Origin of the sequence: Bradyrhizobium sp. AZCC 1610 (assembly GCF_036924515.1) — a bacterium.
Taxonomy (GTDB): Bacteria; Pseudomonadota; Alphaproteobacteria; order Rhizobiales; family Xanthobacteraceae; genus Bradyrhizobium.
On the sequence record NZ_JAZHRR010000001.1, the window covers coordinates 859409 to 885613 of the forward strand.

At 59.0% G+C, this 26205-nt stretch carries 25 protein-coding genes and 1 pseudogene; 19 read left to right on the top strand and 7 right to left on the bottom strand.

Annotated elements, in window-relative coordinates:
* Window positions 1-18: 18 nt before the first annotated feature.
* The 3 genes from V1279_RS04320 to V1279_RS04330 form a co-directional block, all read right to left on the bottom strand.
* Window positions 19-402, bottom strand: coding sequence for an NUDIX hydrolase (locus tag V1279_RS04320; protein WP_334432806.1), 384 nt, complete (start codon window positions 400-402; stop codon window positions 19-21).
* A 157-nt stretch (window positions 403-559) separates the two neighbouring features.
* Window positions 560-2209 (bottom strand): Na/Pi cotransporter family protein, encoded by a 1650-nt coding sequence (locus V1279_RS04325; protein WP_334446201.1) that lies wholly within the window; start codon window positions 2207-2209, stop codon window positions 560-562.
* 53 nt (window positions 2210-2262) lie between these two features.
* The gene (locus V1279_RS04330; protein ID WP_442894734.1) at window positions 2263-3051 is read right to left on the bottom strand and encodes a DeoR/GlpR family DNA-binding transcription regulator; all 789 of its coding nucleotides are present in this window, start codon (window positions 3049-3051) and stop codon (window positions 2263-2265) included.
* Between the two features lie 283 nt (window positions 3052-3334).
* Here V1279_RS04330 and V1279_RS04340 point away from each other — a divergent pair, with 283 nt between their 5' ends.
* The 12 genes from V1279_RS04340 (at window position 3335) to V1279_RS04395 (ending at window position 15127) form a co-directional block, all read left to right on the top strand.
* On the top strand, window positions 3335-4351 hold the full coding sequence (locus V1279_RS04340) for an ABC transporter ATP-binding protein (protein ID WP_334432808.1): 1017 nt from the start codon (window positions 3335-3337) through the stop codon (window positions 4349-4351).
* A 51-nt stretch (window positions 4352-4402) separates the two neighbouring features.
* Entirely contained in the window at window positions 4403-5680 is a 1278-nt protein-coding gene (locus tag V1279_RS04345) for an ABC transporter substrate-binding protein (RefSeq protein WP_334432811.1), read from the top strand.
* A gap of 47 nt (window positions 5681-5727) precedes the next feature.
* Window positions 5728-6645 carry a carbohydrate ABC transporter permease gene (locus V1279_RS04350; RefSeq protein ID WP_334432814.1) on the top strand — a complete coding sequence of 306 codons (918 nt, stop codon included), beginning with the start codon at window positions 5728-5730 and terminating at the stop codon, window positions 6643-6645.
* Complete coding sequence (locus V1279_RS04355) at window positions 6642-7451, top strand: carbohydrate ABC transporter permease (RefSeq protein WP_334432816.1); 810 nt, start codon at window positions 6642-6644, stop codon at window positions 7449-7451. The genes V1279_RS04350 and V1279_RS04355 overlap by 4 nt, the downstream gene beginning before the upstream one ends.
* Entirely contained in the window at window positions 7451-8290 is an 840-nt protein-coding gene (locus V1279_RS04360; RefSeq protein ID WP_334432818.1) for an endonuclease/exonuclease/phosphatase family protein, read from the top strand. The genes V1279_RS04355 and V1279_RS04360 overlap by 1 nt, the downstream gene beginning before the upstream one ends.
* Window positions 8291-9101: 811 nt before the next feature.
* Entirely contained in the window at window positions 9102-9272 is a 171-nt protein-coding gene (locus tag V1279_RS04365; protein ID WP_334432820.1) for a hypothetical protein, read from the top strand.
* A 287-nt stretch (window positions 9273-9559) separates the two neighbouring features.
* Window positions 9560-10420: an N-acyl homoserine lactonase family protein gene (locus V1279_RS04370; RefSeq protein ID WP_334432823.1), complete on the top strand. Its 861-nt coding sequence runs from the start codon at window positions 9560-9562 to the stop codon at window positions 10418-10420.
* Between the two features lie 124 nt (window positions 10421-10544).
* Window positions 10545-11300, top strand: coding sequence for an ABC transporter ATP-binding protein (locus V1279_RS04375; RefSeq protein WP_334432825.1), 756 nt, complete (start codon window positions 10545-10547; stop codon window positions 11298-11300).
* Entirely contained in the window at window positions 11297-11998 is a 702-nt protein-coding gene (locus V1279_RS04380; protein WP_334432827.1) for an ABC transporter permease, read from the top strand. Before V1279_RS04375 ends, V1279_RS04380 begins: the two co-directional genes overlap by 4 nt.
* Window positions 11995-13557, top strand: coding sequence for a GldG family protein (locus tag V1279_RS04385; protein ID WP_334432829.1), 1563 nt, complete (start codon window positions 11995-11997; stop codon window positions 13555-13557). The genes V1279_RS04380 and V1279_RS04385 overlap by 4 nt, the downstream gene beginning before the upstream one ends.
* Window positions 13545-14075, top strand: coding sequence for a hypothetical protein (locus tag V1279_RS04390; protein WP_334432831.1), 531 nt, complete (start codon window positions 13545-13547; stop codon window positions 14073-14075). Before V1279_RS04385 ends, V1279_RS04390 begins: the two co-directional genes overlap by 13 nt.
* Window positions 14072-15127 carry a HupE/UreJ family protein gene (locus V1279_RS04395; RefSeq protein WP_334432833.1) on the top strand — a complete coding sequence of 352 codons (1056 nt, stop codon included), beginning with the start codon at window positions 14072-14074 and terminating at the stop codon, window positions 15125-15127. Before V1279_RS04390 ends, V1279_RS04395 begins: the two co-directional genes overlap by 4 nt.
* 548 nt (window positions 15128-15675) lie before the next feature.
* Here the strand turns inward: V1279_RS04395 and V1279_RS04400 are convergent.
* The 3 genes from V1279_RS04400 to V1279_RS04410 form a co-directional block, all read right to left on the bottom strand.
* Complete coding sequence (locus V1279_RS04400) at window positions 15676-16893, bottom strand: sensor histidine kinase (RefSeq protein WP_334432835.1); 1218 nt, start codon at window positions 16891-16893, stop codon at window positions 15676-15678.
* Window positions 16894-17107: 214 nt separating this feature from the next.
* On the bottom strand, window positions 17108-17611 hold the full coding sequence (locus tag V1279_RS04405) for a YciE/YciF ferroxidase family protein (RefSeq protein WP_334432837.1): 504 nt from the start codon (window positions 17609-17611) through the stop codon (window positions 17108-17110).
* Window positions 17612-17862: 251 nt separating this feature from the next.
* Window positions 17863-19359: a helix-turn-helix transcriptional regulator gene (locus tag V1279_RS04410; RefSeq protein WP_334432839.1), complete on the bottom strand. Its 1497-nt coding sequence runs from the start codon at window positions 19357-19359 to the stop codon at window positions 17863-17865.
* A 197-nt stretch (window positions 19360-19556) separates the two neighbouring features.
* Between V1279_RS04410 and V1279_RS04415 the strand changes: the two genes are divergently transcribed.
* The 7 genes from V1279_RS04415 to V1279_RS04445 all read left to right on the top strand — a co-directional run bounded on the left by V1279_RS04415 (window position 19557) and on the right by V1279_RS04445 (window position 25329).
* Complete coding sequence (locus V1279_RS04415; RefSeq protein ID WP_334432842.1) at window positions 19557-19952, top strand: PRC-barrel domain-containing protein; 396 nt, start codon at window positions 19557-19559, stop codon at window positions 19950-19952.
* Window positions 19953-20327: 375 nt separating this feature from the next.
* The gene (locus tag V1279_RS04420; protein WP_334446204.1) at window positions 20328-20504 is read left to right on the top strand and encodes a DUF3606 domain-containing protein; all 177 of its coding nucleotides are present in this window, start codon (window positions 20328-20330) and stop codon (window positions 20502-20504) included.
* A 225-nt stretch (window positions 20505-20729) separates the two neighbouring features.
* On the top strand, window positions 20730-21578 hold the full coding sequence (locus V1279_RS04425; RefSeq protein WP_334432844.1) for a YihY/virulence factor BrkB family protein: 849 nt from the start codon (window positions 20730-20732) through the stop codon (window positions 21576-21578).
* 810 nt (window positions 21579-22388) lie between these two features.
* Entirely contained in the window at window positions 22389-23573 is a 1185-nt protein-coding gene (locus tag V1279_RS04430) for a hypothetical protein (protein WP_334432847.1), read from the top strand.
* Window positions 23566-24204, top strand: a complete 639-nt coding sequence (locus tag V1279_RS04435) for a YtxH domain-containing protein (RefSeq protein WP_334432850.1) — start codon at window positions 23566-23568, stop codon at window positions 24202-24204. The genes V1279_RS04430 and V1279_RS04435 overlap by 8 nt, the downstream gene beginning before the upstream one ends.
* Window positions 24164-24580 (top strand): phage holin family protein, encoded by a 417-nt coding sequence (locus V1279_RS04440; protein WP_334432853.1) that lies wholly within the window; start codon window positions 24164-24166, stop codon window positions 24578-24580. The genes V1279_RS04435 and V1279_RS04440 overlap by 41 nt, the downstream gene beginning before the upstream one ends.
* The gene (locus tag V1279_RS04445; protein WP_334432856.1) at window positions 24577-25329 is read left to right on the top strand and encodes a hypothetical protein; all 753 of its coding nucleotides are present in this window, start codon (window positions 24577-24579) and stop codon (window positions 25327-25329) included. Before V1279_RS04440 ends, V1279_RS04445 begins: the two co-directional genes overlap by 4 nt.
* A 166-nt stretch (window positions 25330-25495) precedes the next feature.
* On the opposite strand, the pseudogene V1279_RS37750 reads toward V1279_RS04445, so the two are convergent.
* Window positions 25496-25684, bottom strand: a pseudogene (locus V1279_RS37750) (helix-turn-helix domain-containing protein); the annotation flags it as partial.
* Window positions 25685-26205: the final 521 nt, after the last annotated feature.

The window sequence follows — 26205 nt, forward strand, 5'->3', positions numbered from 1 at the left end:
TGGCGGCCTCCTTCTTTTCTAGTTTGATTTTGGAAAGAGTTTATCCCTGATGTAGCGCGACGTTGGCGTCAGACGAATGCCACGCGGCTTGCGCCAGGTTGCCTTCTCGATTTCATGTTTGTCGCCGATTGTCAGGGGTCCGGACGCTTTCGCTGTCACGAAGATCGCGTCACTCATTTTCCGGCCCGAACGACGGTTCTTGGCTTTGACTTCCTTCCAAAGCCGAAGGCGTCCAAGTTTGAGTTTCGGAAGTTCTTCTTTGATCTCCCTGCGCAGGCAATCTTTATCGCTTTCTCGCGCGCGCTTGCGCCCTCCGGGAAACATCCAAAGCCCATCGCGCTTTCGTCTTACGAGAAGCACCCGCCCACGTTTCGCAGCCACCAGTTTCGAGGATTTCGCCATTCCCTAAGCACCCTATGTCGAATCACCTATGATTTAACGGCCCTTTGCCTAGTCCTTCAATCCTGCCAAACACAACGAAGAAGGCAGCGTGCACGATGGGTGCACCGAGTGATCAAAGAGAGTCCAAGCGCCGGTATTGAACCGGTTCGCACGGCAACTACGTCACGCGGCTCGGCAGAAGTGCGCCGGTGCGCTCCAGCACCGGATATGCGGCGGCGGCTATGATGTGGGAATTGATCAGCTTGATATCCCGCAAAAGGTCGAGATGGATCGAGCTGGCTTGAGCCGCCTGGAGGTCACTATCCCGGAGTCGGTTGAAATGCGAAGCTGTCGCCTTCGACTCCGCGTCCCTGAACGCGACTTTTTCGTCGACCAGGAGGCGCGCGGTTCGTGGATCTTCTGTGACGAACAACGATGCTGCAGTCTTGAGATTGGCAGAAAGGCGCTCGATCATGGCCGTCAGGTCTTTTTGCTCTTCTTCGGAGAAAGCCAAGCCTCGCTTCAGCCGCTTGGAGGCGTGCGGCAAAAAGTTTCGATCTACAACGTCGCCGGCCTGCTCGATGTTCATCGAGAACGTCAGAATCTCATTTAGGCGGCGATGATCGGTCGCATTCAGCTCTTCCGGATCAAGCGAGGTAAGATAGGCTTTGATTGCAATGTTCAGCTTATCTAGCACATCTTCGCGCCGCCGGGTCTCAACGAGCAACCGCCGGTCTCCCTTCGCTAGTCCGGCGTTCACCCCTTGAAGCATTTCCTCGAGCACATCGGCGAGCCGCAGCGCTTCGCGAGATGCTGCGCCGAGCGCGACGATGGGCGTCTCCCTCGCGGCGGGATCGAGGTAGAGTGGGCGCGCAGGATCGGCCGGATCGACACGTTCCGGAAGCCAGCGGCGCAACAGCGACGCATAAGGCCCTAAAAGCGGCAGCGATACGACAGCGACGACAAGATTGAAAAGGGTGTGAAAATCGGCAACCGCGCGCGCGCTGGTTGGCTCGATCGAGGTCATGAAATGACTGATCGGCCCGAGAAAATTTACTGTCGCGGCAACGCCCAGAATACGTCCGAGCAGATTGCCGAATGGAAGCCGTTTCGCTGCCGGATCGTCGCCTCCCGGACCCTCAACGAGAGGATTGATGGCTGTGCCGAGATTTGCACCGAGAACCAAGGCAAAGGCCGCGTCAGCAGGAACCACGCCTTTCGTCGCCAGCGACATGATGAGCAAGACGATTGCGACGCTCGAATGGGCAGCCCATGTCAATAAAGCCGCCAGACATACGTCCAAGAACCATGAGGCCGAAACAGCGCTCAACAGCATGCGCAAGATCGGTGAATTCTCGTAGACAGTCATCAGACTGAGAAGCTGGTGCAACGCAAGGAGCATCAAGCCGAGGCCGATGAACACGCGACCGAGATCGTGCGCTTGGGTTCGCGAATCCTTCCGGAACATCACCATGCCGATCAGGATCAGCGCCGGAGAGATCAGCACGACGTCGAACGAAAGAACCTGCACGATCAATGTCGTACCCACATTGGCGCCCAACATGACCGCGAGCGCCGGGACAAGCGCCACCAGGCCGCCGGCAGCGAAGCCAGCCGTCATCAGTCCCGTGGCGGTGCTGCTCTGAAGGACCGCGGTAATGCCTACACCGGCGAGGAAAGCGCGAAAGCGGTTACGCAAGGCGCTGCCCAGGATCGACCGCAACTTCGACCCAAAGGCGCGCTGGACGCCGGTCTGCACCATGTGGGTGCCCCAAAGCAGCAGCGCGATGGCGCCGGCAAGATCGATCAAGGAAACAAACTGGGACATGATCGATTCTCTCCTAGGTATTCCGACGAACTGAGCCGCCCATTCAGTCCAATTCACGCAGCGTCTACGCGGCCATCCCTCGCGGCGTGGATTCGATCCGCGTACTGTTCGGCGATCGGACGAAAACCCGCCGGCAGCGGCTTGTCTGTGAAGAAATGATGACAATCGCTAAGATGGCCGCCGCGGACCGTGGCGTTGCGGCCGAATTTGCTGGTGTCGGCGACCAGCAGGGCGGCTCGACAATTGGCGACGATGGCCTGCCGCGCCTGGACTTCGTCCGAATGAAAATCGAGCAGGGTGCCGTCCTGATCGATGCCCCCGACGCCGAAGATTCCGAAATCGGCCCTGAAGCCGGAAAAAAAACGTACTGCCGCGTCGCCGATGATGTCCCGGTCAAAGGGACGCAGTGTTCCGCCTGCGATCGTGATTTCCACGTCGGGATTTTGCGCGAACGCCGCTGCCACGTTCAGGTTGTTGGTGATGACCCGCAGATCCTGACGGCGGGACAACGCCTGCGCGACATATTCGGGCGTCGTGCCGAGGCCAATCATGAGCGATGCGCCGTCGGGAATGAAATTGGAAACCGCATGAGCGATCCGTCGCTTGGCGTCGGGGTTCAATCCCTGTCGGCTTCCGTAGGCAAGGTTCTGGTTCTGCACGGGAAGGCTGACGCCGCCGTGAATCCGCCGCAGCAGCCCTTGGTCGCACAACTTATTCACGACACGGCGGACGGTCTGCTGCGTGACGTCGAAATGCTTGGCGAGATGCTCGATCGAGGCGAAACCTTCCTCGCGCACGATCTCCAGAATACGGGCCTGGCGTTCAGTGGCCATCTTGAGCATAGGACCCCTTTGCCATCAAAAAGTATCATTCGAACAAGAGAGACGCAATTTCTATTTCATATGTGCATATATTATGTTCATATGAACATCGGAGGGCGCTCGGGGGGAGAACGGGCCTTTGTGGCTAGATCGGTTCGGAAAAGGGAAAGGGATCGTTCCGTTTTCAATGGCTGATCGCGGGCTACGCCACACGAGAACGAAGCAACGGACTAGGATGCTTCGATACGACTGCGACTGCGCTTGTGCCTATTGCACGCCACAACAGTGCTGGACCGGGTAGACCATGTCGGCGATTACGCTGGATCACGTTTCCAAGAATTGGGGTCCCATGCGGGCCGTCGACGACGTGAGTCTCACGGCGGAAGAAGGGTCGCTGCTGGTGCTGCTCGGCCCATCGGGTTGCGGCAAATCCACAACGCTTCGTTTGATTGCGGGGCTCGAGCAACTCGACCGTGGCACGATTACGATCGGCGGCACGGACGTGACGCATCTCACGCCGGCTCAGCGCAAGATCTCCATGGTGTTCCAGTCCTACGCACTGTTTCCACACCTGAGCGTGGCGGAGAATATTATCTTCGGTTTGCGCGTGCGCCGTGTATCTCGCGCCGAGCGCGACGCGCGGCTTCAGCGCGTTGCGGACATCGTCGGTCTCGGACATTTGCTCGAGCGCAAGCCGTCGCAACTGTCCGGCGGCCAGCGCCAGCGCGTGGCGCTCGGGCGCGCCATTATCGCGGAGGCGCGCGTCTGCCTGATGGACGAACCACTCTCGAATCTCGACGCCAAGCTGCGCCACGAGATGCGGACCGAAATCCGAGCGCTGCAGCAGCGACTCGGAATGACGATGGTCTATGTGACGCACGATCAGACCGAGGCCATGACCATGGCCGATCGCGTCGTGCTAATGCGCGACGGTCGCGTCGAGCAGAGCGGTTCGCCGGAGGAATTGTACAATCGGCCGGCGTCGGCATTCACCGCGCGCTTTATCGGCACGCCACCGATGAGTTTGATCCTGCAGGGCGACCGGCTGATCGGTATCCGGCCGGAGCATATCCGCATCGTGTCGCAAGACGGTCACGCAGCGCGCGTAAAAGCCGTCGAGCATCTCGGTGCCGACAGCATCATTCTGTGCGAAATCGAAGGCCAACCGGTTTCGGTGCGGCAAGATGGTTTCAGCAAGGCTCACCCAGGCGATGACGTCAGGCTTGCCTGGGACACCGGCCATGAACATCAGTTTGACCAGAAATCGGAACGGCGGCTGGAGTCGGCCGTCAATGAGGCAAGGCGAATTGCATCTGGCTGAAACTGAAACGACGGTCTCGGTACGGCAAAAAAGATAACAAGGGAGGACGACATGAGATTTTTTCGACAAACAATGCTGGCGGCTGCGACGCTTGCGGCCCTGTGTCTGAGCCTGTGTCCCGCGGCGGCGGTGGATCTCACCATGTATTATCCGGTCGCGGTGGGCGGCCCGGTGACGAAGATCATCGACGACATGGTCGCCCGCTTCGAGAAAGAGAACGCGGACATCAAGGTAACGGCGGTCTATGCCGGCAACTACACCGATACAATGACCAAGGCGATGACGGCGATGAAAGGCGGCCAACCGCCACAATTGTCGGTGCTACTGTCGACCGATGTCTTCACGCTGATGGACGAAAACGCCATTGTACCGATCGACGGTCTGGTCGCTGACAAAGCGTGGTTCAAGGAATTCTATCCGGCGTTCATGGCGAATGGACAGATTGACGGCAAAACCTGGAGCATTCCGTTCCAGCGCTCGACCATCGTGCTGTACTGGAACAAGGACGCGTTCAAGGAAGCGGGCCTCGATCCGGAAAAGGCGCCGACGACCTGGGATGAAATGGCCGACATGGCCAGGAAGCTCGTCAAGAAGGATGCGTCCGGCAACACTGCGCGCTGGGGCGTCGAAATTCCGACAACCGGTTACGCCTACTGGATGCTACAGGCGCTTGCCATCGAGAATGGCCAGAAGTTGATGAATGATGCGGGCAACGAGGTTTATCTCACCGCGCCAAAGACGGTGGGAGCGCTCGAATATTGGGTCGACCTGTCACGCAAGCATAACGTAATGCCGATGGGCAGCATTGACTGGGCGACGCTGCGCACTGATTTCCTTGAAGGCAAAACCGCCATGATGTGGCACACCACAGGCAATCTGACTGCGGTCAAGGACGCTGCCAAGTTCAACTTCGGTGTTGCCATGCTGCCCGGCAAGGAGCGGCGCGGCTCGCCGACAGGCGGCGGTAGCTTTTACATCTTCAAGAGCGCTGCCCCCGAGCAGCAGAAGGCAGCCGTGAAATTCATCCAGTGGATGACGGCCCCTGAGCGCGCGGCCGAGTGGAGCATGAAGACCGGTTACGTCGCGGTTTCGCCGGCGGCCTACAAGACCCCGGCGATGGAAGCGTATGCAAAGGGTTTTCCTGCCGCGACCGTTGCCCGCGATCAGCTTGAACATGCCGTACCGGAACTGTCCGTTCACGAGAACGGCCGCGTCTATAAGTTCGTCGGTGATGCGGTGCAGGCGGCGGTCACCGGCACGCAGAAGCCGCAGGAAGCGCTTGCCGCCGCCCAGCAGCAGGCCGACCGCGTACTGCGCGCTTACAAATAAAGGGAAGGGCCGGGTGACGGTTCGCCGTCACCCGGCCTGATAATCCAATGTCCGATCAAGTCGTCATATCGCCCGTTGTGCGCCAACCGAGATCGTATGCGTGGTGGAACGCGGTAAACGCCTGGCTGCTGCTGCTGCCCGCGACTGTGCTGCTGGTTGCGTTCACGCACTACCCGATCTTGGCGACGATTCGGCATTCCTTCTTCATCATGCGGCGCAACGGCACGGAGGTTTTCGTCGGCCTCGACAGTTACCGCTCGATGGCGGCCGATCCGATTTTCTGGAGAGCGCTCGTCAACAATTTTTGGTTCGCACTCGGTACGATTCCGACATCGATCGCGCTGGCGCTGCTGATGGCGATGTGGGTCAACCGCAACATGCGCGGGCGCGGCTTCCTGCGTCTTGCCTATTTCACGCCCACCGTGCTGCCGATGATAGCGGTTGCCAACATCTGGCTGTTTTTTTACACGCCGGACTATGGATTGCTGGATCAGCTCCGCGGGCTGATCGGTTTCGCAGGTTGGAATTGGCTCGGCGACCCCTCGACCGTGATGAGCTGCCTGGTCGTCATGGTGATCTGGAAGGAAGCCGGATTCTTCATGATCTTCTATCTCGCCGCGCTGCAGCAGCTTTCGCCCGATCTTGAGGAAGCGGCGGCCGTTGAGGGTGCGAGCCGCTGGTACACGTTCCGGCGAATTACCTTTCCACTGCTGATGCCGACCACCCTGTTCGTGGCGATCAATGCGGTCATCAATTCGTTCAAGCTGGTCGATCACCTTGTCATCATGACCAAGGGTGGTCCCAACAATGCAAGTACATTGCTGCTTTATTACATCTACGAAGTTGCATTCACGTTCCAGGATTCAGCCTATGCGGCGACACTGACGGTGGTACTTCTGGTCCTACTGAGCACGGTTGCACTGATCAAGTTCGGTTATCTCGATCGTAGGATCCATTATCAATGAACGGGCGGACGCATCCTCTTGAAGTGATCGCCGCGTGGCTATTGGCATTGCTTTGGCTTGCGCCGCTGGCCTATGCCTTCTGGAGCGCGCTGCATCCGGCCGCTTTTGCAACGTCGTTCAGCCTATCTGCGCCGTGGACGCTGGAGAATTTTGCACGGGCTTGGAATCAGGCGCCGTTCGGCCGATATTATTTCAATACGGTCGTTCTGGTCGTTCTGATCCTGATTGGGCAACTCGTCCTGTCGACCCTGGCGGCATACGCGTTCGCGCGCTTCAAGTTCAAGGGCAGCGGCATCGCGTTCGCGCTCGTCCTGCTCCAATTGATGATCATGCCGGACGTGCTGATCGTCGAGAACTACCGCATGATTGGAACGCTCGGGTTGTTGGATACCATCCCGGCGATCGCGTTGCCGTATCTTGCGAGCGCATTCGGCATCTTCCTGTTACGGCAGACATTCAAGAGCGTTCCGCAGGAACTGGTCGAAGCAGCCCGGGTCGAGGGGGCAGGACCATTGGAGATTCTCTGGCGGGTTTACGTTCCGCTGGCGCGGCCCACGTATGTCGCGTTCGGTCTCGTTTCGGTCAGCTATCACTGGAACAATTTCCTGTGGCCACTGATCGTCACAAATTCGGTGGAAGCCAGGCCTCTGACCGTTGGGCTGGCTGTGTTCGGCGCACCGGAGACCGGTGTGGACTGGTCGATCATCACCGCTGCGACCGTAATGACGATGGCGCCGCTGCTGTTCGCTTTCCTTCTGTTCCAGCGGCAGTTCGTCCAATCCTTTATGCGTGCGGGAATCCGCTGATGCGGTTGATCACGTGGAATATCCAGTGCGGAAAGGGTTGCGACGGCGTGACCGACCTGGAGCGGATCGTCGCCGTAGCGAAGGAGATGGCCGACGTAGATGTCTTCTGTTTCCAGGAAGTATCTACCAGTTTTTCCAAACTCGACGGCAATACGGATCAAAGCGGGCAACTTGCTGCGCTGCTATCCGATTATCTGCCGGTGTTTCGCCCGGCGATCGAAACGATGGACAGCGCGGGCGGATTACACCGGTTCGGAAACATGACGCTGTCGCGCTTGCCGGTCTTGCAGATTGCCAATCACCTGCTGCCGTGGCCGGGAGCTGGCGCCACGCGCAGCATGCGCCGTCACGCGTTGGAGGTCACGGTCCAGGCCGCGTTCGGCGTGCTGCGGATCGTCAATACGCATCTTGAATACCACTCTGCCGATCAGCGCGAAGCGCAGATTGCGCGGCTGCTGGATTTACAGCAGGAGGCGTCGACGAGTTCCAAGGCATCGGTTTCCCAGCACAACGAGCCTTACGGGAGTCAGACGCTGGCGGCGCCGAGCGTGTTATGCGGTGATTTCAACTTCGACGTCACCGACCGGCAGCATGCACTGATTGATCGATCGGCTCGGCCCGGTCTTAACTACCGGGACGCATGGGCCATCTGCCATCCGGGCCAACCGCGATCGCCAACCTGCGGACTGTACGATCGTGTGCAATGGGCGGATGGGCCGGACTGTCGCGACTTTATTTTCACTACAGAAGATCTGACCGGCCGGATCCGCCGCGTCCAAGTCAATAGCAAGACCGACGCTTCTGATCATCAACCTATCTTCATCGAACTGGCTGATTGAACAAGTTGCCTGTCACTCTTCTGATAGAGTAGGGGCCTTCAGAGCGAAGGCGCGACGCGCTCCCGGGGTCGATCGAGCCATGCTTCCCATGCTCGGACCAACCGGGCTTGAGCGCGAGCGCCCAAACCGCATCAGAATCGGGTAGTGCCTCAGTTTGAAATGGGCGGCCTTGGCGGCATCAAATGGAAGTACTCAGGTCTCGCGATCCCGGCCCGCTCGCGCATCATCAGTTCGAAAAAGCCCGCAACCAAGGCGGCCCCAGCTAGGCCAAAACAGCCACGCTTCAGTGGAGTGCAGAGGCCGGCCGAAGCTATTCGGTCAAGAGTGGTCGCGATGGAATACGCCAAGAAGTTCACCCAGCTTATCCATCTTGTAATAATGCGGTGTTTTTCATGAATGTGTGTCCCTCTAAGCACGGCTCCTGTCTCGCTAAGTTTATCGACACAGGGCGAATGCCAAGAGGACCTAAAGGCGGAAAACGTCCAGCCGTCGGCAGCGCTCGAGCAGCAGGCCGCGCGGCGGGATAGAATTATCAAGGCGTGGTGCGAGACCCGGCCGGGAAGTTTCGATTTCCGTCTTTTCAATCCGGTGATAGGATTTCGCTCGGCGTCGGGGTGTTGACACCGGCGCTCTAGCACAAACTATCCCCGTCCCGCCTTCGCGCGGGCGGGGTTTTTCCGCCCGGGTCGAAACGAGGGCACCTATGCGGCTTCAACCATTCCTCGGCGGCACGATACTTGTCCTGCCTTTCGGGCTTGGCGTTTGGGTCGTCCTTCAGTACGTCCCGGTGCACTCGCATTAGATGCGCGCGATGGTGAAGGAAACCAAATTTTTCCGGAAGCAGGCGGCCAAGGCTGAACGCTTGGCGCGGTCCGCCTCGGACCCCGAAATCTCGCAAAATTTCTTGAATATGGCGAAGGCCTATCGCAGTCAGGCGGACGTGTTGAAGGCCAAGAAAAAGTTCGGCAAAAAGCAGCATTGATCAAGAGTGCCTGTTTTCAGATGGCGACCGGCCCTAATTCGGCCAGTAGTACGCGCGATCGAGCTCTGCTGTTTCCTCCGCAGGACTAGATTAACAAAGGGCCAGCCCGAGACACTGGAGTTCCAGCCTAGCGCGGCCAAAACGGAAGGCCGGTCCACCTAAAGACCATTCCCAACTTGCTTTTGCAGGGGCGCTCAATCTATCCTTGGTGCTTGGCCTCGACCTCATTGGGAAGGGCTTTGTGGCTCCAGAGAGAGCCCGTAAAACGAAGGCAAAGGAGGAACGCTATGACGAAGCATTTTGCGTTGAGTCTAGCTGTCGCGCTCGGCCTTGCGGCAGTCGCCGCGCCGGCCCCCGCACAAGAGGGTCCGAAACTTTACGTCTTCACATCTGGCTCGTTGGGAGGCTTCCCGAAGGCAGCCCTGCAGATGGGCGGGCAAGGCAACATCGACTGGGCGCCTGTAAGTTTCTACGTGCTCAAACATCCCAAGGGCAACGTCATCATCGACACCGGAAACAACGACAAGACGATCACCGACCCCGAGGGATGGTGGGGACCTCTCGCCAAGGGCTTCGGCCTTAAAATGACCAAGGATGACGCGATTCCAGCGCAACTTGCCAAGATCGGTCTCAAGACCGACGACATCAAATACGTGGTCGCCGGTCACCTGCATCTCGATCACGGCGGAAACGTCGGCCAGTTTCCGAATTCAACCCTCGTCGTCCAGGAAGATGAGCTGAAGGCTGCCTGGTGGCCGGATGTCGGCTTCTCCGTCTATTACATTCCAGGCGATTTCGCCGACACGAAGAAAATGAACGTCATCCGCCTCAACGGCGATCTGGACCTGTTCGACGACGGCTCGGTGCGTGTCATGCGTGCTCCAGGCCATACCCCAGGCAGCCAGTTCGTGACCGTGAAGCTGCCCAAGACCGGCTCGGTCATCCTCACCAGCGACGTGGTCTATCTCAAGGAAAATCTCGACAAGAACCTCATCCCGCCGATCCCGGGCACACAAAACCCGGGCGATGCCTATCGCAGCTATCAGCGCATTAGGCTGGTGCGCGATGCGAATAACGCGCAGATTTTCTACGGGCACGATCCGGAAATCTTCAAGGCGACGAAGAAGGCGCCCGAGTTTTACGATTGAGATCTGAATCGGCGAGGGCTCTGCTCGGGAGCAGGGCCCGCACCAGACCGTCCAGGCGAGCCTGCCGGGGCGACGCAGTCGCAGGCCTGTCTGCAGGGCAGACGCTGCTTTGTCGGGGCGCTGCATGACCATCTCGTCAATCGACGCGGCGCCGCGCGAGGATGCGCCAATCCGTGCGACGGATACCCCGGCCATCTCAGCGGTCAGCGTAAGCAAACGCTACGGCTCGGTCACGGCGCTGGACCGGCTCACGCTCGACATCCGCCGCGGCGAAGTGTTCGGCCTGTTGGGACCGAACGGCTCCGGCAAAACCACCTTCATGCGGCTGCTCGCGGGCTACCTGCTGCCGTCTGCAGGGCGGCTCACGGTGGCAGGCCTCGACACAGTGCGCGATTCGCTCGCGGTGCGGCGGCTTATCGGCTATGTGCCGGAATCGGCGCCTCTCTACCGGCAAATGCGCGTCGGCGAATTCCTGGCATTCATGGCCCGGCTCCGCGGCTTGCCTGAACGGACGGTGGCCGCCGCCGTGGAGCGTGTCGTCGACCGGCTGGCGTTAGGTGCTGTGGTGGACAAGCCGACCCGGGCCCTGTCGCGTGGCTATCGCCAGCGGGCTGCGCTCGCTCAGGCATTGATCCACGATCCCGACATCCTCATCCTCGACGAGCCGACCAACGGGCTTGATCCACGCCAGATCATCGAAATGAGGGGGCTGATCCGCTCGCTTGCCGGACGCCATACGGTGCTCATGAGTTCGCATATCCTCAGTGAGGTGGAGAAAACCTCGGACCGGGTGGCGGTGATGCTCGACGGCCGGTTGCTCGGCGTTCGGGCGATCGCCGACACCCCGAATCTCGAGAGCTGGTTTTTGTCGCTGACATGAGAACACTGCGCATCCTCTTCGCCAAGGAACTGAACGCGACGTTGACGTCGCCGATCGGTTACACGGTCGCGGCCGTGTTCCTGCTCGTGCTCGGCTATACCTTCAGTCTGACGCTTTTCGTCACCAAGGTCGCCAACCTCCAATACATCTTTCACCAGATGTACGTGTTGTCGATCCTGCTGGTGCCCGTTCTGACCATGCGCACCTTCGCCGAGGAGCGGCGATCGGAAACGCTCGAACTGCTGCTCACCGCGCCGGTTCGCGAGCTCTCGGTCGTGCTGGCGAAATATGCCGCTACGCTGACGCTCGTGCTCGGGATTTTCGCGCTAACGCTCATTTACGCCGTGATCCTCGGCCGCTACGGCGAACCGGATTGGGGACCGATTTATGCCGGCTATCTGGCGCTCGCGCTCCACGCCTCGCTGCTAGTCGCCGTCGGTCTCCTGATGTCGAGCATTACCGAGAGCCAGGTCGTGGCCGCGGCGTTGTCGATCGGCGCGTTCCTGATGCTTTGGTTTGCCGATTCGGTGTCCTATCTTCTGCCACCCCCGTTCGACAGCTTTGCAATCAACCTCTCTTTGATAGGCCACTTCAAACCGATGGTCAGCGGCTCGGTGTTCCTGTCGGACATCGGCTATTTCGTCACCGCGAGCATGCTTGCGCTTTTCCTGACCGCCTGGGGGCTTGCGCAGCGATGAGCGACCAGCAAGGTTTGACCGATCTGCCGGCCGGGGATACCAGCTTTCTTCACAGCCTTCTCGAGTCGCTGCAGTCGCTCGACTGGATCAATCTCGGCTGGTTTGCCGGGGTAGTGCTCGCGCTGGTGCTGTTGTTTGCGGCCGGGCTGAAAGTGCCGGCGAGGCTCGCCTTCGCCAGCCGCATGGCCTCCGCCACGCTTGTCGTCGCCGCCGCCGTCATGGTCACGATCCTCGCCAATGTCGCGCTGTTCCGTCACGACGCCCACCTCGACCTCACGCACGACAAAGCCTTCACGCCGTCGGCGGAGGCGGGCGAAGTGGTGCGCAGGCTCAGCGAACCCATCGACGTCGTCTATTTCTACCAGAAGCAGAACCAGGCGGCGCGGGCGCTCGGCGCTATGCTGCGGCAACTCGAACGGCAGAATGCGAATTTTCGCGTGCAGCAGATCGACGCCGATCAGAATCCGGCGCTGGCCAGCAGCCAGGGCGTGCGAACCTATAATTCCGCCGTACTGCGCCTCGGCGAACGCCGTGTCGAAGTGATCACCACAGACGACCGCGAGATCGCGCTCGGTGTGTTGCGGCTGTTGCGGACCCGTGAGGTCGTGATCTGCTTCGCCTCGGGCCACGGCGAATACGACATCGACAATTTCGAATTCCACACGCATTTTGAGGGTGCCCACAATCATAGCCATAACGTCTCCGGCACCGGGGTAGTGCAGATGGAGCAGCACGGCCTCGGCCGCCTGAGACGCGCCATTGAGAAGCTCGGCCTAGTCGCCCGAAAGGTCTCCTTCGCCACTGGGCAACCGATCCCGGACGATTGCGCTGCGATCGTCGAAGCCAATCCGCGGACCCGCTACAGCCCCGGCGAAACCGACGTGCTGCGCCGCTATCTGGAACGCGGCGGCTCTGCGATGTTCCTGATCGAGCCGGACTATACCCTCGATGAGAGCATCGCGGCCCTACTTGCCGGCCTCGGCATCGCGGTGCGCGATGGTGTGATCGTCGATCCGACCGAGCATTATTTCACCGATGAGCAGATGATTGCCGTATCGCGCTACGGCGCCCACCCTGCAACGCGGGGGCTGGCACTCTCATTCTATCCCGGTGCGCGTCCGCTAGAAATCTTGGCAGCGCCGGGCGTGCAGGTGACGCCACTGGCTGCCAGCAGCGGCGACAGCTACATCATCGCCAACCGTCTGGGGAACCAGACCAAGGCGAAGTCCGGGCCGCGCTCCTCGCAGATCATTGTGCTTGCCGCCGAGGGACGGCTGGAAGGATCGGCGGCAGCGCCCTTCCGCATGATCGTCGCGGGCGACGCCGATTTCGCCTCCAATTCCTTCTTTCCTTATCTGGCCAATTCCGACGCCGTGCTGGCCGCAATCTCCTGGCTGACGCGTGAGGAACGGGCGCCGGCGATGAGACCGCCGGTCGAGGTGCTGCCGACGGTGTCGCTCACCGGCGAGCAGATGCGCGGCATCTTCCTCGTCACAGTTCTGCTGATTCCCGGCTTGATAGCATTCGCCGGCAGCGCGATGTGGTGGTGGCGGAGATGAACCGGCTGGCCTGGGCAGCCGCAGCGCTCGGCGCCACAGCCTTTCTCGCGGCTCTGGCGTTTACCGGCGGTCGCGGTGGCCCAGGGCTTCAGCCGTTCAAGCCCAAAGGACTGATGATGATTCCTCTCGAGGAGGTGCGCGAGGTCGATGTTACCGCCCCGCGTGGCCATTGGCATTTCGTGCGCACCCCCGAGGGCTGGCGCGCGACGCAGGGAACAGCCACCGCGGGTTTTGAGGCGCGGCTCGACAGCGCGCTCAAATTCCTGCGCAATTCGGGGCCGGACCGTGTTCTGACGGCTGCGGAAGTCGCCCAAGCCGGCACGGCGCAGTTTGGCCTCGCGCCGCCCCGGCTGCGCATCGTCGTCAACGGCCGAGGCGCCTCCGTCTTCGCCATTTCGTTCGGCGTCACCAATCCGATGGGCCTGTCGCATTATGCGAGGCTGGACGGGAGTCCGGAGATTGCGCTGCTGCCGGCCTTCGTCGCCGAGGAATGGGAGCGGACGGGAGGAACGCCGTGACGGCGAGGCTGATGCGATGGGCAGCGCTCTGGCTGGCGCTCATTGTCTGCGGCGGCGCCTTTGCGCATGTGACCACGACGGGACTGTTGCGCATCGAATTCACAGGCGGCCGGGTGCTCTATGCGCTTTCCGTCGCGTTGCCCGAGCTGCCGGCCTCAGCGACGGCCACGCTAACAGCTGCCACCAATGGCGACCGCGCCGCGGCGGAAACGGTGGCCGAAGCGGCGCGCAGAAGCGTCACGGTCGACCTCGACGGCGGACGCTGCCGGGCGGGACGAGTGCGCATTGGCGGCGCCGGCACCAACGAGACCCGCGCAACGGTCGAAATCGACTTCACATGCGACGCTTCCCATGGCCGCCTCGACATCACGGAGGACTGGCGCGCCTTTCTGGGCGAGCACTACCAGACTCTCGGCAATCTCCGCACGCCGAGCGGCGAGCGGCCGGTGATCTTCGGGGAGGAAGCGAGGTCCATCACTGTGGACATCGACCGCACCATTGGGACAGGCTGGTTCGATTTCGTCAAGCTCGGCATCGAGCACATTCTGACCGGCTATGACCATCTGCTGTTCCTCGTCGCGCTGCTGGTCACCGCGCGAGGCGTGTGGTCGGTAGTGAGCATCGTCACGGCCTTCACATTGGCCCACAGCGTGACGCTGTCGGTCGCAGCGCTGGGCATTGTGACGATTCCCGACCGCATCATCGAGCCGCTGATTGCGGCTACGATCGTGTGGGTCGCGCTGGAGAATCTTTTCGCGGCCGAGCCCGACCGGAGGCGGTGGATCTGGAGTTTCGGTTTCGGCCTTGTGCACGGCTTCGGGTTTGCCTCCGTACTTGGCGAGCTCGGCTTGAAGGGGGTGACACTGGTGCGTGGGCTGGTGGGTTTCAATGTGGGGGTCGAAATCGGACAACTAATTTTCGTTGCCGTCTTCCTGCCGGCGCTGATGTGGCTGTCGCGCGGGCGCGGCGCGCGACTGGCCCCGCGCATCGCCTCGCTGACGGTAGCCGTAATCGGCACTTACTGGTTGGTCGAACGCATTTTTGTCGGTTGAGGGTCACTGGTGCCGAAACCGGACTTCTCGATGGCTCAATTTACGGAATGAGCAATTATGGAACGGCCGCTTCCGGCGCAAAGCGGACATTTAGCTCCAGGCGGATCAGTTTGACCATATTTGCTGGTGCGACCCGAAACTTACTCATCATGAATGGTATTGTGGCGCCTTCCACCGCTAATGAGGTGCTGTACCCCGTACTGCGAGGTGGCGGCATCAGCCGGGCTTGAGGGGCTCAACCGCTCCGACTTGTGCAGAAGCATTAGATCATGCTTGATCATTTCGATTGCGTGATCAGCTGTGGCCAAACGCGCAAGTGGGGTATCGAGTGGCATCTTTGTGCACCAACAAACTCAAATAGAAATATCGTAAGAGAATATGGAGTTAGGCAGCTGGCGGAAATGACTGGGGTATGGGTTGGGGGTCCAATCGGATCACTCAGTGGGGCCGGTCAAATAGCTTACGCTGATTCTCCGGGGCGAGGCGGACAGATCATTTGTCCAGAAGCGGGTTCTCTTGCCCTGACTGAGACGAGGATCAACCGAGGATCAACCTCCCGTATGTGGCGTGCCGACTAGGAGTGGCATTTCGAGCGTGAAGCGTGAGCCTTTCGGCTCATTCGATGCTATCTTCAGTTGGCCGTTGAGTTGCCTGAGTAGGCCATTGATCAGCCTGAGGCCCAGGCTCTTGCGGGGCTGATCGATGTCGAAACCTTCCGGGAGACCGATGCCTTGGTCGGAGACTTCGACCAGGAGGCGCCCCCCAATCTCGCGGGCGGATACTTGGATTGTGCCGGCGCGATCAGGGTAGGCGTACTTGACCGCGTTGGTCACGAGTTCATTGACCAGAAGCCCCAACGGAATGGCCTGGTCGGCCGAAAGCCCCGTCCGGTCAGCATGGCAGAGTACGGTGTGTCCAGGTGTTGTTTCCTGGAGTTTGTTGCAAAGCTCGCCCATAAAGTCGGCAAGCTCGACGAAACCGATTTGCGTGCCGCGCCATAGGTGGTCATGAACTTGGGCTATGGTTGCGACTCGCGAGCCGGCGTCCGCTAGTGCACTTTGCGCGTCCTCTGACTGCGCGCTGAGCGCCTGAACGCGAAGTAGCCCAACGACAACAGCAAGACTGTTCTTGACACGGTGACTCATCTCCCGCGTTAGCAGGGCCTGATAGTCAAGCGCCTCTTGAAGCCGGGCATCGGCCTGCTGACGCTCGATAGCGATGCCGAGAAGTCCTGCGAAGCCCGCAAGGAAGTCGGCGTCCGCTCGGTCGAACTGACCGGGGTCCGGACTGTCGACCTCCAGCACACCGAACGGGCGGTTGCCTTCACCGCCTCGTTCGATAAGGACGTTGATCGCGCGCCTGACGCCATGGTCGGCTAGGAGCTGAGGCGTGCGAAACCGCGTTTCTTCATGTAGATGGTTCGAGATGACCGCTTTACCAGTATGGTATGCGAAGCCAGCCGGCGATTCGACGTCGGCTCCAAGTGCGGTATTATCAGTTGCGCCCGGGGCCCAGCCGACGCCTGAGCGCACGAGAAGACGGTTTTCATCCGGTAGATATTCCAAGACCTTGGCAAAAGGCGCCTCAAGTCCTTGAGCAGAGAGTTCGGTCGCGCGCTGCAGAATTTGTCGGAAATCACGCGTCTGCAAAGCAGAGCGGCCAAACTCGCCGAGAAGAGATTGCTGACGCAGGCGGTAGGGAAGTTCGTCCCGGTTATTCGATGACACAGATGCCCTTTTGCCGGCGAGTTGTAAGGGGCAGGTCATGCGCGATCCGTTCGTGTGGTAGTGCCGCGAGGAGCTTGTTGTCCGCCCTCCGTACTGCAGCAGGCTCCGAGGATTTTGACACCTCAGCGCATCAAGAACCACAGCAGGATAATCACCGGGATGGGAACTCCGATTAGCCAAAGAAGTACGCTACGGCCCATGATGATCCTCCTGGGTGGAACCCTGAAACGGGCAGCGGGGTTTCTGAGATGGCTCAGGCGGCTTTCCGATTGATCGCTTGTTTTGCAAGCTGGCTGAGCAGATCATCCGTCTTCTTTTCTTCTTGCAGCGTTTTATCGAGCAGCTCTGCAACATCCCGCAGCCCGAGCTGCGAGGCCCAGGTTTTAAGTGTTCCATAGCGCGAGATCTCGTAATGCTCGACGGCCTGAGCACCAGCCAGAAGGCCGGCATCCAGAGCCTCCGACCCTTCGAAATCCTCCATTACCTCTTTGCCTTCCTCGACAATGCCGAGGACAGCATCACAGGTCTTCGTCCGCGCGGGCTTTCCGATCAATTCGAAAATCTGGACTAGACGCTCTATCTGTCCTTCTGTTTCATCGCGGTGCGTTTCAAACGCCTTCCTCAGATCTTCAGAATCAGCAGCTTTCGCCATCTTCGGCAAGGCCCGCAGGATCTGCTTTTCAGCGAAATGGATATCCTTGAGTGTTTCGTAAAATAGATCTTCGAGCGTCTTCTGAGTCTTTGGTCTGGCAGCCATTGCTTACTCCTTTGTGCTAACCCGGTTCATCCTGTCGACAGCCGAAAGTCCGCGGTGCAACGCTGGCCCGAAACACGCAACCCCATTGGGTGTGTCTGGTAAGCCACCATCTCGAAGGCGGTGACGTAAGCGCTCCACCTATCTCTCCGCGGCCGGCTCTGCGCCTGTCCGGGCTTGCCCCGAGATAACGACGGGCAATGCAATTCCACAAGTTTAGAAAATACTAGAAGAGTTGATGCTTTGAGACTGCCTCACCTCTCGCGTCGTTTCCTTTTGACGACTCGATTGCGCGTAATTCCGCGTTCGCGTCCCCAAATAATAGCAGCGCCGCGCCGATTGACTCCGAGCTTACGGTACAGCGAGGCAACGTGATTTCGAACCGTGTTTTTCGAGAGGCTCAACGTCGCGCTGATTTGCGCGTCCGTCATACCCTCACAAATCAACCCTAAGATCTCACGCTCACGATCAGTCAGGTCGTCCAGATCTGCGGTGGAACGTGAAGCACGTGACGATTGACGAAGCGCGGCAAGCTTTTCGACAATGATTCGACTGAGCCACGAAGTATCTTGCATGACCGTCTCAATCGCTTCGATCAGCTCTTCCTCGGATCGCTTGCGTTCTGTGATGTCAAGCATCACGCAAAGAACGCACCGCTGATCATTGATCCTCACGATTTCGGATGAGACAAGACAATCCAAGATCGTTCCATCCTTGGCTTTCATTTGAAGGTCTAGGTTGCGAATGCCTCCCGTCTCTTCCAGGGCTTTCTCGAATTGCTGCTGTGCAGCCCTGTCAGCCCACAGGTGTATCGCAGTCGCACTACGGCCGATAACCTCCTCCTCCGTATAACCGGTGATCTGTCGAAACGCCTCGTTCACTTCAAGAATCTTGAATCCTGCAAGGTTGGCGATTGCGGCCGGCACGGGCGCGAGCCGAAAGGATGTCGCGAAACGCTCTTCGCTTTGGCGCAGCGCAGTCTCTGCCTTCTTGCGCGAATCGATATCCGCAAAGGTAAAGAGCATGCAGTTCTCGTCGTCCATCTCGATCGGCTGGCCGGCGACGATGACGAATTTTTGAGCCCTTCCAGGTAGCGGAATGTGAGCCTCCATTTGGGGAATCGTTCGGCCTTCCTTGAGGCGCTCGAGCGCTAACTGTCTTTGCTCCGCGTCGGCCAAAACATCGATATCGTTAACTGAACGGCCAATGATCTTTTCACTCGGGTACCCTGTCATCTCGGTGAAGCCTTGATTGACTTTCACGTACCGAAGGTCGGCAAGACGGCAAATGATCGCGGGAGCAGGGTTCGCGTTGAACGCTGCTTCGAACCTCTTCTCCGCCTCATACTGCTCCGTGACATCACGGGTGATCAGAATAAAGCAGTCCGGTTCACCTGACCTTTCTGTGATGACAAGGCTTCGAATTTGGTGGACCCATGCTTGATCTTGGTTTCGAACGCGGGTCACTTGGACGGTGACATCGTCGAAGCGCTCGCCGGCGATCACACGCTCGATGGGGTACTCGCCACGGCTGAGAGGATGATTGTTACGGTACCGTAGCCGGAACCGTTTTCGGTACGTTTCAACGTTCTTGCCGAGATCTGCCAGCTTATCGACACCATGCATGGCAAGTGCCGCATCATTAGCCCAGACGATGGTCCGATCCGGATCTATGATGATTATCCCTTCGCTCACTCCAGATACGATCTGCTGCAACTGGCTGCGGTCACGACGCGGGCTGACTGGGCGCATCTGCAAGCTCCACGGTTCACGTTTGCTCGTTAGGGACGAAGCATCGCCGCCGGGCTCCTTAGGGAAAGGGTTGTTTTTACTACTTAGCTTAGTCCTTTCTTGCCAGTGACATCCAGGGTGCCGGCATCTAAATAGCCTTAATCAGGACGACGAACTCATTTTCGTCCTCCACACTTAGGGATCAAGAGGAGGCAGTTTTGCAAAGTTCAAATCGCGGACGCGAAGGCGACGCTTCTCGGAGTGAGACACGAACTCTTATCGCAGCCAGCAAGGTCGAGGGGACAGCGGTCTATAACCGTCAAGGCGAAGCTCTCGGCTCCGTCTATGACGTGATGATCGACAAGCGTTCGGGCGATGTTGCGTATGCGGTGATGTCATTCGGCGGGTTCCTGGGCATTGGAAATAGTTACCATCCGGTTCCCTGGAGCATGCTCGACTACGACGAATCCCAAAGCGGGTACGTCGTCGATGTTAACAAGGAGATGCTGGAGAAGGCGCCCACCTTTGTGCAAGGACAGGAGCCGAGCTGGGCCGATCACAGTTACGTGCGTCAGATCGACGATTATTACGGCAGCTCGCACCGCAGTCTCTGATCCGCTGTTGCTCGCCGCGCAGCCGACGATGGCGAGCCATGGATGGTGTTCGCGCGCATCGGATTGCTGGGAACGTTGTTGATGGGCATGAGGAAAAGGAGTCCGAGCGCACGAAAAACGACCACCCCTGGATCCGAAGGAAGCGAGCGCGAAGAATCCGCGGTCCTATCAAAAAGGGAGTTGAAGGGCCGGAGAAAGAACCTATCCAAAAATCGCTCCGGCAGTTTCAATGCTGACCAAACACCAGCCCAGCTTCGGAAACGCATCGCCGAGCGTGATCTTGGGTTACGCGAACTAGAAAGAAATCGCTTTGATTACGACCACAAAGATCGATGGTGCCAAAAAGCCGTCGGAGGCGTGGAACAGGAGGATGCGATGCCGGACAATTTCTCAAAGAGAGGCCAGTCGGACCGATCGAAGATTGCGATGAATGACGCTTTTGAGGTCCGTTACTGGACCAAACATCTTGGAGTTTCAGAGGAGGAGCTGCAGCGCGTCGTCGACAAGGTCGGAAACTCGGCTGCGGCCGTGAAGAAAGAGCTCGAGAAATAGTGGCATCGCCATGGGCAGAAATGCCGTCATGATAGTAAGATCTTGCATATTAAAAGAGCAGCACGTTTTTGCTTTCATCGAGAACGTATGATGCGCAACAATCACCCTTGGATGCCGGATTACGAAAATTGAGCTGAGGAAATCGATCGTTGAATGGAGAAGGCGTGCTGAACGTTGCCGACAAGCGTTGGTAACCATCGAAAAATGACCTGGTGGGTATAACTCGTGCAAAAAGCCTGGCGTCTGTTGAAGACCACGGTTACTGCATTCGTCAATGACGAGGCGCTTGGAAGGGGCGCGGCAATAGCCTTTTACACGGTGACGTCTATTGCTCCGGTTCTGCTGATCGTCGTCGCGATCGCAGGCATGGTTTTCGGGCGGGAAGCTGCGCAAAACGGAATTATTGCTCAGCTAAGCGGCCTGATCGGCCAACAAAGTGCCGAAATTCTGCAGACCGCAGTCGCGAGCGCGCAGAGTAAGACCTCCGGCAAGATCGCCACCGTTGTTGGGGTGGTCATGGTTATCGTTACCGCTTCAGGCGTATTCGGTGAAATGCAAACGGCGCTTAACGTCATCTGGAAAGCAGGCCCGACGGGCACGCCGATGTCCCGTTTGATCAGGGCACGCGCTGTAGGCCTAGGGCTTGTGGTCTCGCTGGGATTTCTCTTGATGGTATCGTTGGCGATAAGCGCGGGCCTATCCGCATTTGGCGAATACCTGAACTCTGTTTTTCCGTTTGGGCAGGTCATCCTTACGATTGTGAACGCGGTGATATCTCTTCTGCTGATTTCGATCTTGTTCGCTACAATCTACAAAGTTCTGCCGGACAAACAGATCGAATGGCGTGACGTGATCGTTGGAGCCATTGTGACGTCGTTCTTGTTCACCGCTGGAAAGTCGCTAATTGGCTGGTATATCGGCAGCAGCGCGGTGGCTTCTGCTTATGGTGCCGCAGGGGCGCTGATCGTCATGTTGCTCTGGGTGTATTACTCAGCTCAGATTGTTTTGCTCGGCGCTGAATTCACTAAAGCGTATTCCGACCGCGCTAAGTCTAACGATGCTTCCAGGGCTTAGCTGTTTCACTTCGCGTTCTCCTCGCCGGTGTCTTTCCGCGCCGCAATTGGATCAACTGTGCACACCAACGGATATCGATTTGTAAGCTGTGACTTGTCAGATTCAGCTAGTACACGCGACGATGGCCGATCGATACACCATATGTTTCGGCCGGTGTCTGCAAAACCCGCAACGTGTCTCGCCCCCAATACCTTCCGCAAATCCTGGATAGCTTTGGCTTTCGGGAATGAGGGAAGCAGCGACTGCCGCCACTTTCCACCACGCTAATTTTCGACAGTAGCGAACCAAATAGATCGCCGCCGATAGGCCGGCCGGCCCGTCAGATGACGAGGCATTCAACGTCTTGGACAATCGGCGTTGATACTAGTTTGCCCTCAGCAAAGCGAGCCAATCTCAGGCCATGCCGTCCACCTTAACGGTACGTCGAGGTGTTTGGCAAAGACCGAGCCAACGTTTAGGCGCAATAGAGTCGTCAAAAGGAAACGACGCGAGAAGTGGGGCAGTCTCAAAGCACCAATTCTTCTAGTATTTTCTAAACTTGTGGAATTGCGGGGCCCGTCCTTACCTCAGGCGTGTTGATTTTCGGAAAGCCGGTCTTTTCCGTTCCCGGATTGGGCCGGCTGGACGATTGTGGGGGCCTTGTCGTCGCGGACGCACTTAAGCGCGAAGCATCAATGCCCGCGTAGCCGACGCTACCACGGCGATCGAGGACGATTAGGCCGCGGCAAGTGTCGCTCCGGAAGCGTCGGGAACTAATGCCATCATTGGAGTTCAGGCTTCAATTCAAACAGTTCGTGAGAGGATTGCGTCATGCCACAGACCGACACCCGCTCGTTGCAGCAGATCAAACGCGAAACAGAGCAAACGCGGGCCGGCCTGACCGATATCGTCGAGCAGCTCCGTACTAGCGTGGCGGAGACCGCGAGCGACATCCGCCAGCGCATCAGTCCCGACGCCATCAAGGCCGAGGTGTCCGACTACATCAAAAGTAGGGGTGAGCGGCTGCTAAACGACGTTACTGCCGCCGCCCGCAGGAATCCGATGCAGGCCGTGGCGGTCGGAGCAAGCGTCGCATATCCACTGCTGCGGCTGGCGCGAACTATACCCTTGCCGGTGCTGATGGTGGGCGCGGGCCTGTTCTTCGCCGGCTCCAAGACCGGGCAGACCGCAAAGCAGAAGGTATCCGAAGTAGTGTCCGACCTTTCGGATGAGGTCGGCCGTCGGGCCCATGATTTCGGAAATCAAGTTGAAGAGTCAGCATCCGCGGCGAAGACGTACGCGTCCGAACAACTTGATCGCGTAAGCTCTGCCGTCGCCGGCGGAAACGATCGGGCGAGCCGGGCGGCCGATGCGGCGGGGACTACGCTCGCCTCGAATTCACAGAAGTTTCAAGAGAACGTGGCGTCGTTCGAAGCCTCAGTTTCCAATCATGCGATCGAGCTCAGGGACGAAGGCATCCGCACAGTCAGTTCGGCCGCCGCGACGGTCCAGGACATTGCGTCCGGCGCAACATCCGCCGGTCAAAGGGCGATCGGCACCACCACAGATGCAGGGCTGGATGCTGCAAGGGCGGTCCGCGACAAGGCATCCGATCTCACCGAACGCGCGGGAAAGGCGATCTTCGAGACGATCGAACAAAATCCACTGCTGGTGGCGGGCGTCGGCCTGCTGGTCGGCGGTCTGATCGCGAGCGCGCTGCCCCGCTCCGAGATCGAGGATGACCTGGTTGGCGACGCCAGCACCGCGGTGAAGCGACGCGCCCAAACCGCCACATCGCAAGGTTTCGACACCGCTAAGAAAGCCGTCGGTGAAGTCGTCGACGAAGCGACCCGGCGGGCTCAAGAGGAAGGCCTTACGCCCGACGGCATAGGCGAGGCCGCACAGGACATCGGACAGCGGGTGCGGCGCGTTGCGGAAACTGCGGTAGCGACCGCTTTCGAACCGACACAAGACGAACATCAACCGAGCGCTCACGGAGGGACCGACCATGGCTGACCAAACATTCAGGAGCACGGATCAAACGGGATCGGGCACGGCATCTCATGGCTTCGAAAAAGCCGCCACCGCGGCAAAGACCGTGACCGACCAAGCACTTTCCGCCGGGCGCGACTTGAAGGACAAGGCGATCGATATGGCCGGGTCTTCCTCGGAAGCGATCAAGGGCCACACATCGGACTTCGTCGATGCCGCGAAAGACGTCGCATCGCAGGCAACCGGCAAGCTCAAGCAGACGGTCGACGGCCAGAAGAACGCCGGCGCGGAATACGTCGGAAGCCTGGCGGACACGATGCGCCGCGCCGCCCGCGAATTCGACGGCGACTTACCGATTGCGGGGACCTACATCCGGAAGGCGGCATCGCAAGTCGAAGGGGTTTCCGACTCGATCAGGACGGGCAACTTTAACGACCTGCTGCGAGGCGCACAGTCGTTTGCGCGTCGGCAGCCGGCGGCGTTCCTAGGAATGGCTGTGCTGGCCGGCTTTGGCGTCGTCCGGTTTTTAAGGAGTTCAGCGGAGTCTTCCGAAGGCGGTGGATCTGACTTTAGCGACGGAAACACCGTTGCGCGGAACAGTGCGAGGCAATCGAATGCAGATAGCAAGGGGTATCGCGATGAGTTCACAAAGTAGCCGGTCGATACCGGAGCTTTTCAGCGACGCCGTCGGACAGCTTGCCAAACTCGTTGGCAACGAGTTCGAACTTGCTCGGGTGGAGCTCTCGGAAAAGGTAAACCAGGTCGGCCGGGCTGCCGCCATGATCGGCGCGGGTGCGGTAATCCTGATACCGGCGCTGGTGCTGCTGTTATTCGCGCTTTCGGCGGCATTGATACGGGGCGGGTTTTCTGAGCCCGTCGCCTATCTGTTGACAGGAGGGGGCGCGGCGCTGGTTTCGGGAGCGTTGATAGGAATCGGATTGAGCCGGCTTTCCGGTGATGCTCTCAAGCCTTCGGTCACTCTTGATCAGGTGCAACGCGACAAGGCCGCGGCGAAGGAGATGGTACGATGAGTGATATTTCGGAAAAAGGATCGGACTTCTTTCGGGATCTGGGCAGTGCCGCGCGCAAGAATCCCTTATCCGCTGCGCTGATCGGACTGGGTGTATTCTGGCTCTTCACCGGCAGCCGACCTGTTGAACGGGCCGCGGATTTTGTCCGACGCACCGGCTTTGACCGCATTCCAGATGCGGCCGGCAATGCGTTTGAAGCCGCCCGTTCGACCTTTAGGTCCGGCGCCGGTTCGATCGGCGAGCAGCACGTCACGTCAGCAAAGGACGCTCTGCGAGACGATGGCGCGGACGCTCTCGATAGTGCAACTCGCTTCGGACGGGATTATTCCGACGCTGCTTCCGATTATGCCAGATCTATTCCTGGTGCCGGGGCAGAGATGTTCGACACGGCCCGCTCCAACTTGACTGAGCTAATCAGGACCCAGCCATTGGCGCTGGGCGCGATCGGGCTCGCGATCGGCGCGGGCATTGCAGCCGCCCTGCCTTCGAGTGAAGTTGAAGTCGCTTACCTCGGCGATACCAGCGAGACCGTTAAAGCGAAGGCCGCCGAGTTCGCCACTGAACAAACCGCTCGCGCGACGACGCTTTCAGAAAGCGTGATGGGCGCCGTCACTGAGGAAGCCCGCAAACAGGGCCTCACCGTAGAGGGAGCGAAATCGGCGGTCGGAGATTTCTCGACAAAAGTCGGCCGCGTCGTCGATGCGGCGGGCAAGGGCGTATCCGAGCGGGTGACCCCGACCAAATCATGATAGGCAAGAGCAAAAGTTTGATTTGCTCAGGCGCTGCGAACACCGCGGATAGCTTCTACCTGTCGCATCCGTTGAGGCTGCAAGTTAGGACCGTTGCGTTCGTTTGTGTGGTCGATGATGGCGCCCGCTCAACACTGACCTCATCGATCAGGAGCGGTCTGAATGGCCGGCAGACGATGAGGTTTCGGCGGTCCACCGATCGAGTTCCTCAAGCGGGTAGAGAACGGCCTTGCCGATTTTTTAGAAACGAAGGTCCAACTCTCATCGAACGCCAGTTGCGCAGGGTGCCCTCGCTGATCTGGCCGCGATAACGTTCGATAACTTCATGGGACGTCAGAAACATAGGCTCGGACATATGTGCCCTCCTTGTCGTCCGGACACTTCCCGGAACAAAGGGGAACGATCATATTACGCGCTCTCATCCTAGCTCGCGGTCCGATGACAGGACACGAAGAGTTATTCGACCAATGTCCAATGTTGAAAGGGACCTCGCAGAAGCCATGTTCGGCAGGGAAGGCTTGCTACTGCTTGTTCTGAGATTGAAGTTTGTCGAACGACCGCTCTTGGCGCAAAGCGGCCGTTCATACGCAGGATCTCGTGGTCGATAACGAATGACTAGAAAACTATCCAGTTTCCAACCGCCAAGGAGATCGTAAAACCTTGTCAGCCTGCTCAGGCGCGGGCAGGGTGCTCGTCATGTTGGATCTGGAATGAAAACACTTCCTTCCGCCTGAACTCAGCCTAGCCAAACGGTCGCCGAGGATGTCTGTTATCGGCGGGAGAGCGGAAAATATCTGCTCGTTTCGAGTATTTCTCAGTTTGACCCAAACCGGACGTCGTTGCATCGCAAGACCTGCGCTGCGTCGGGATGTCCTG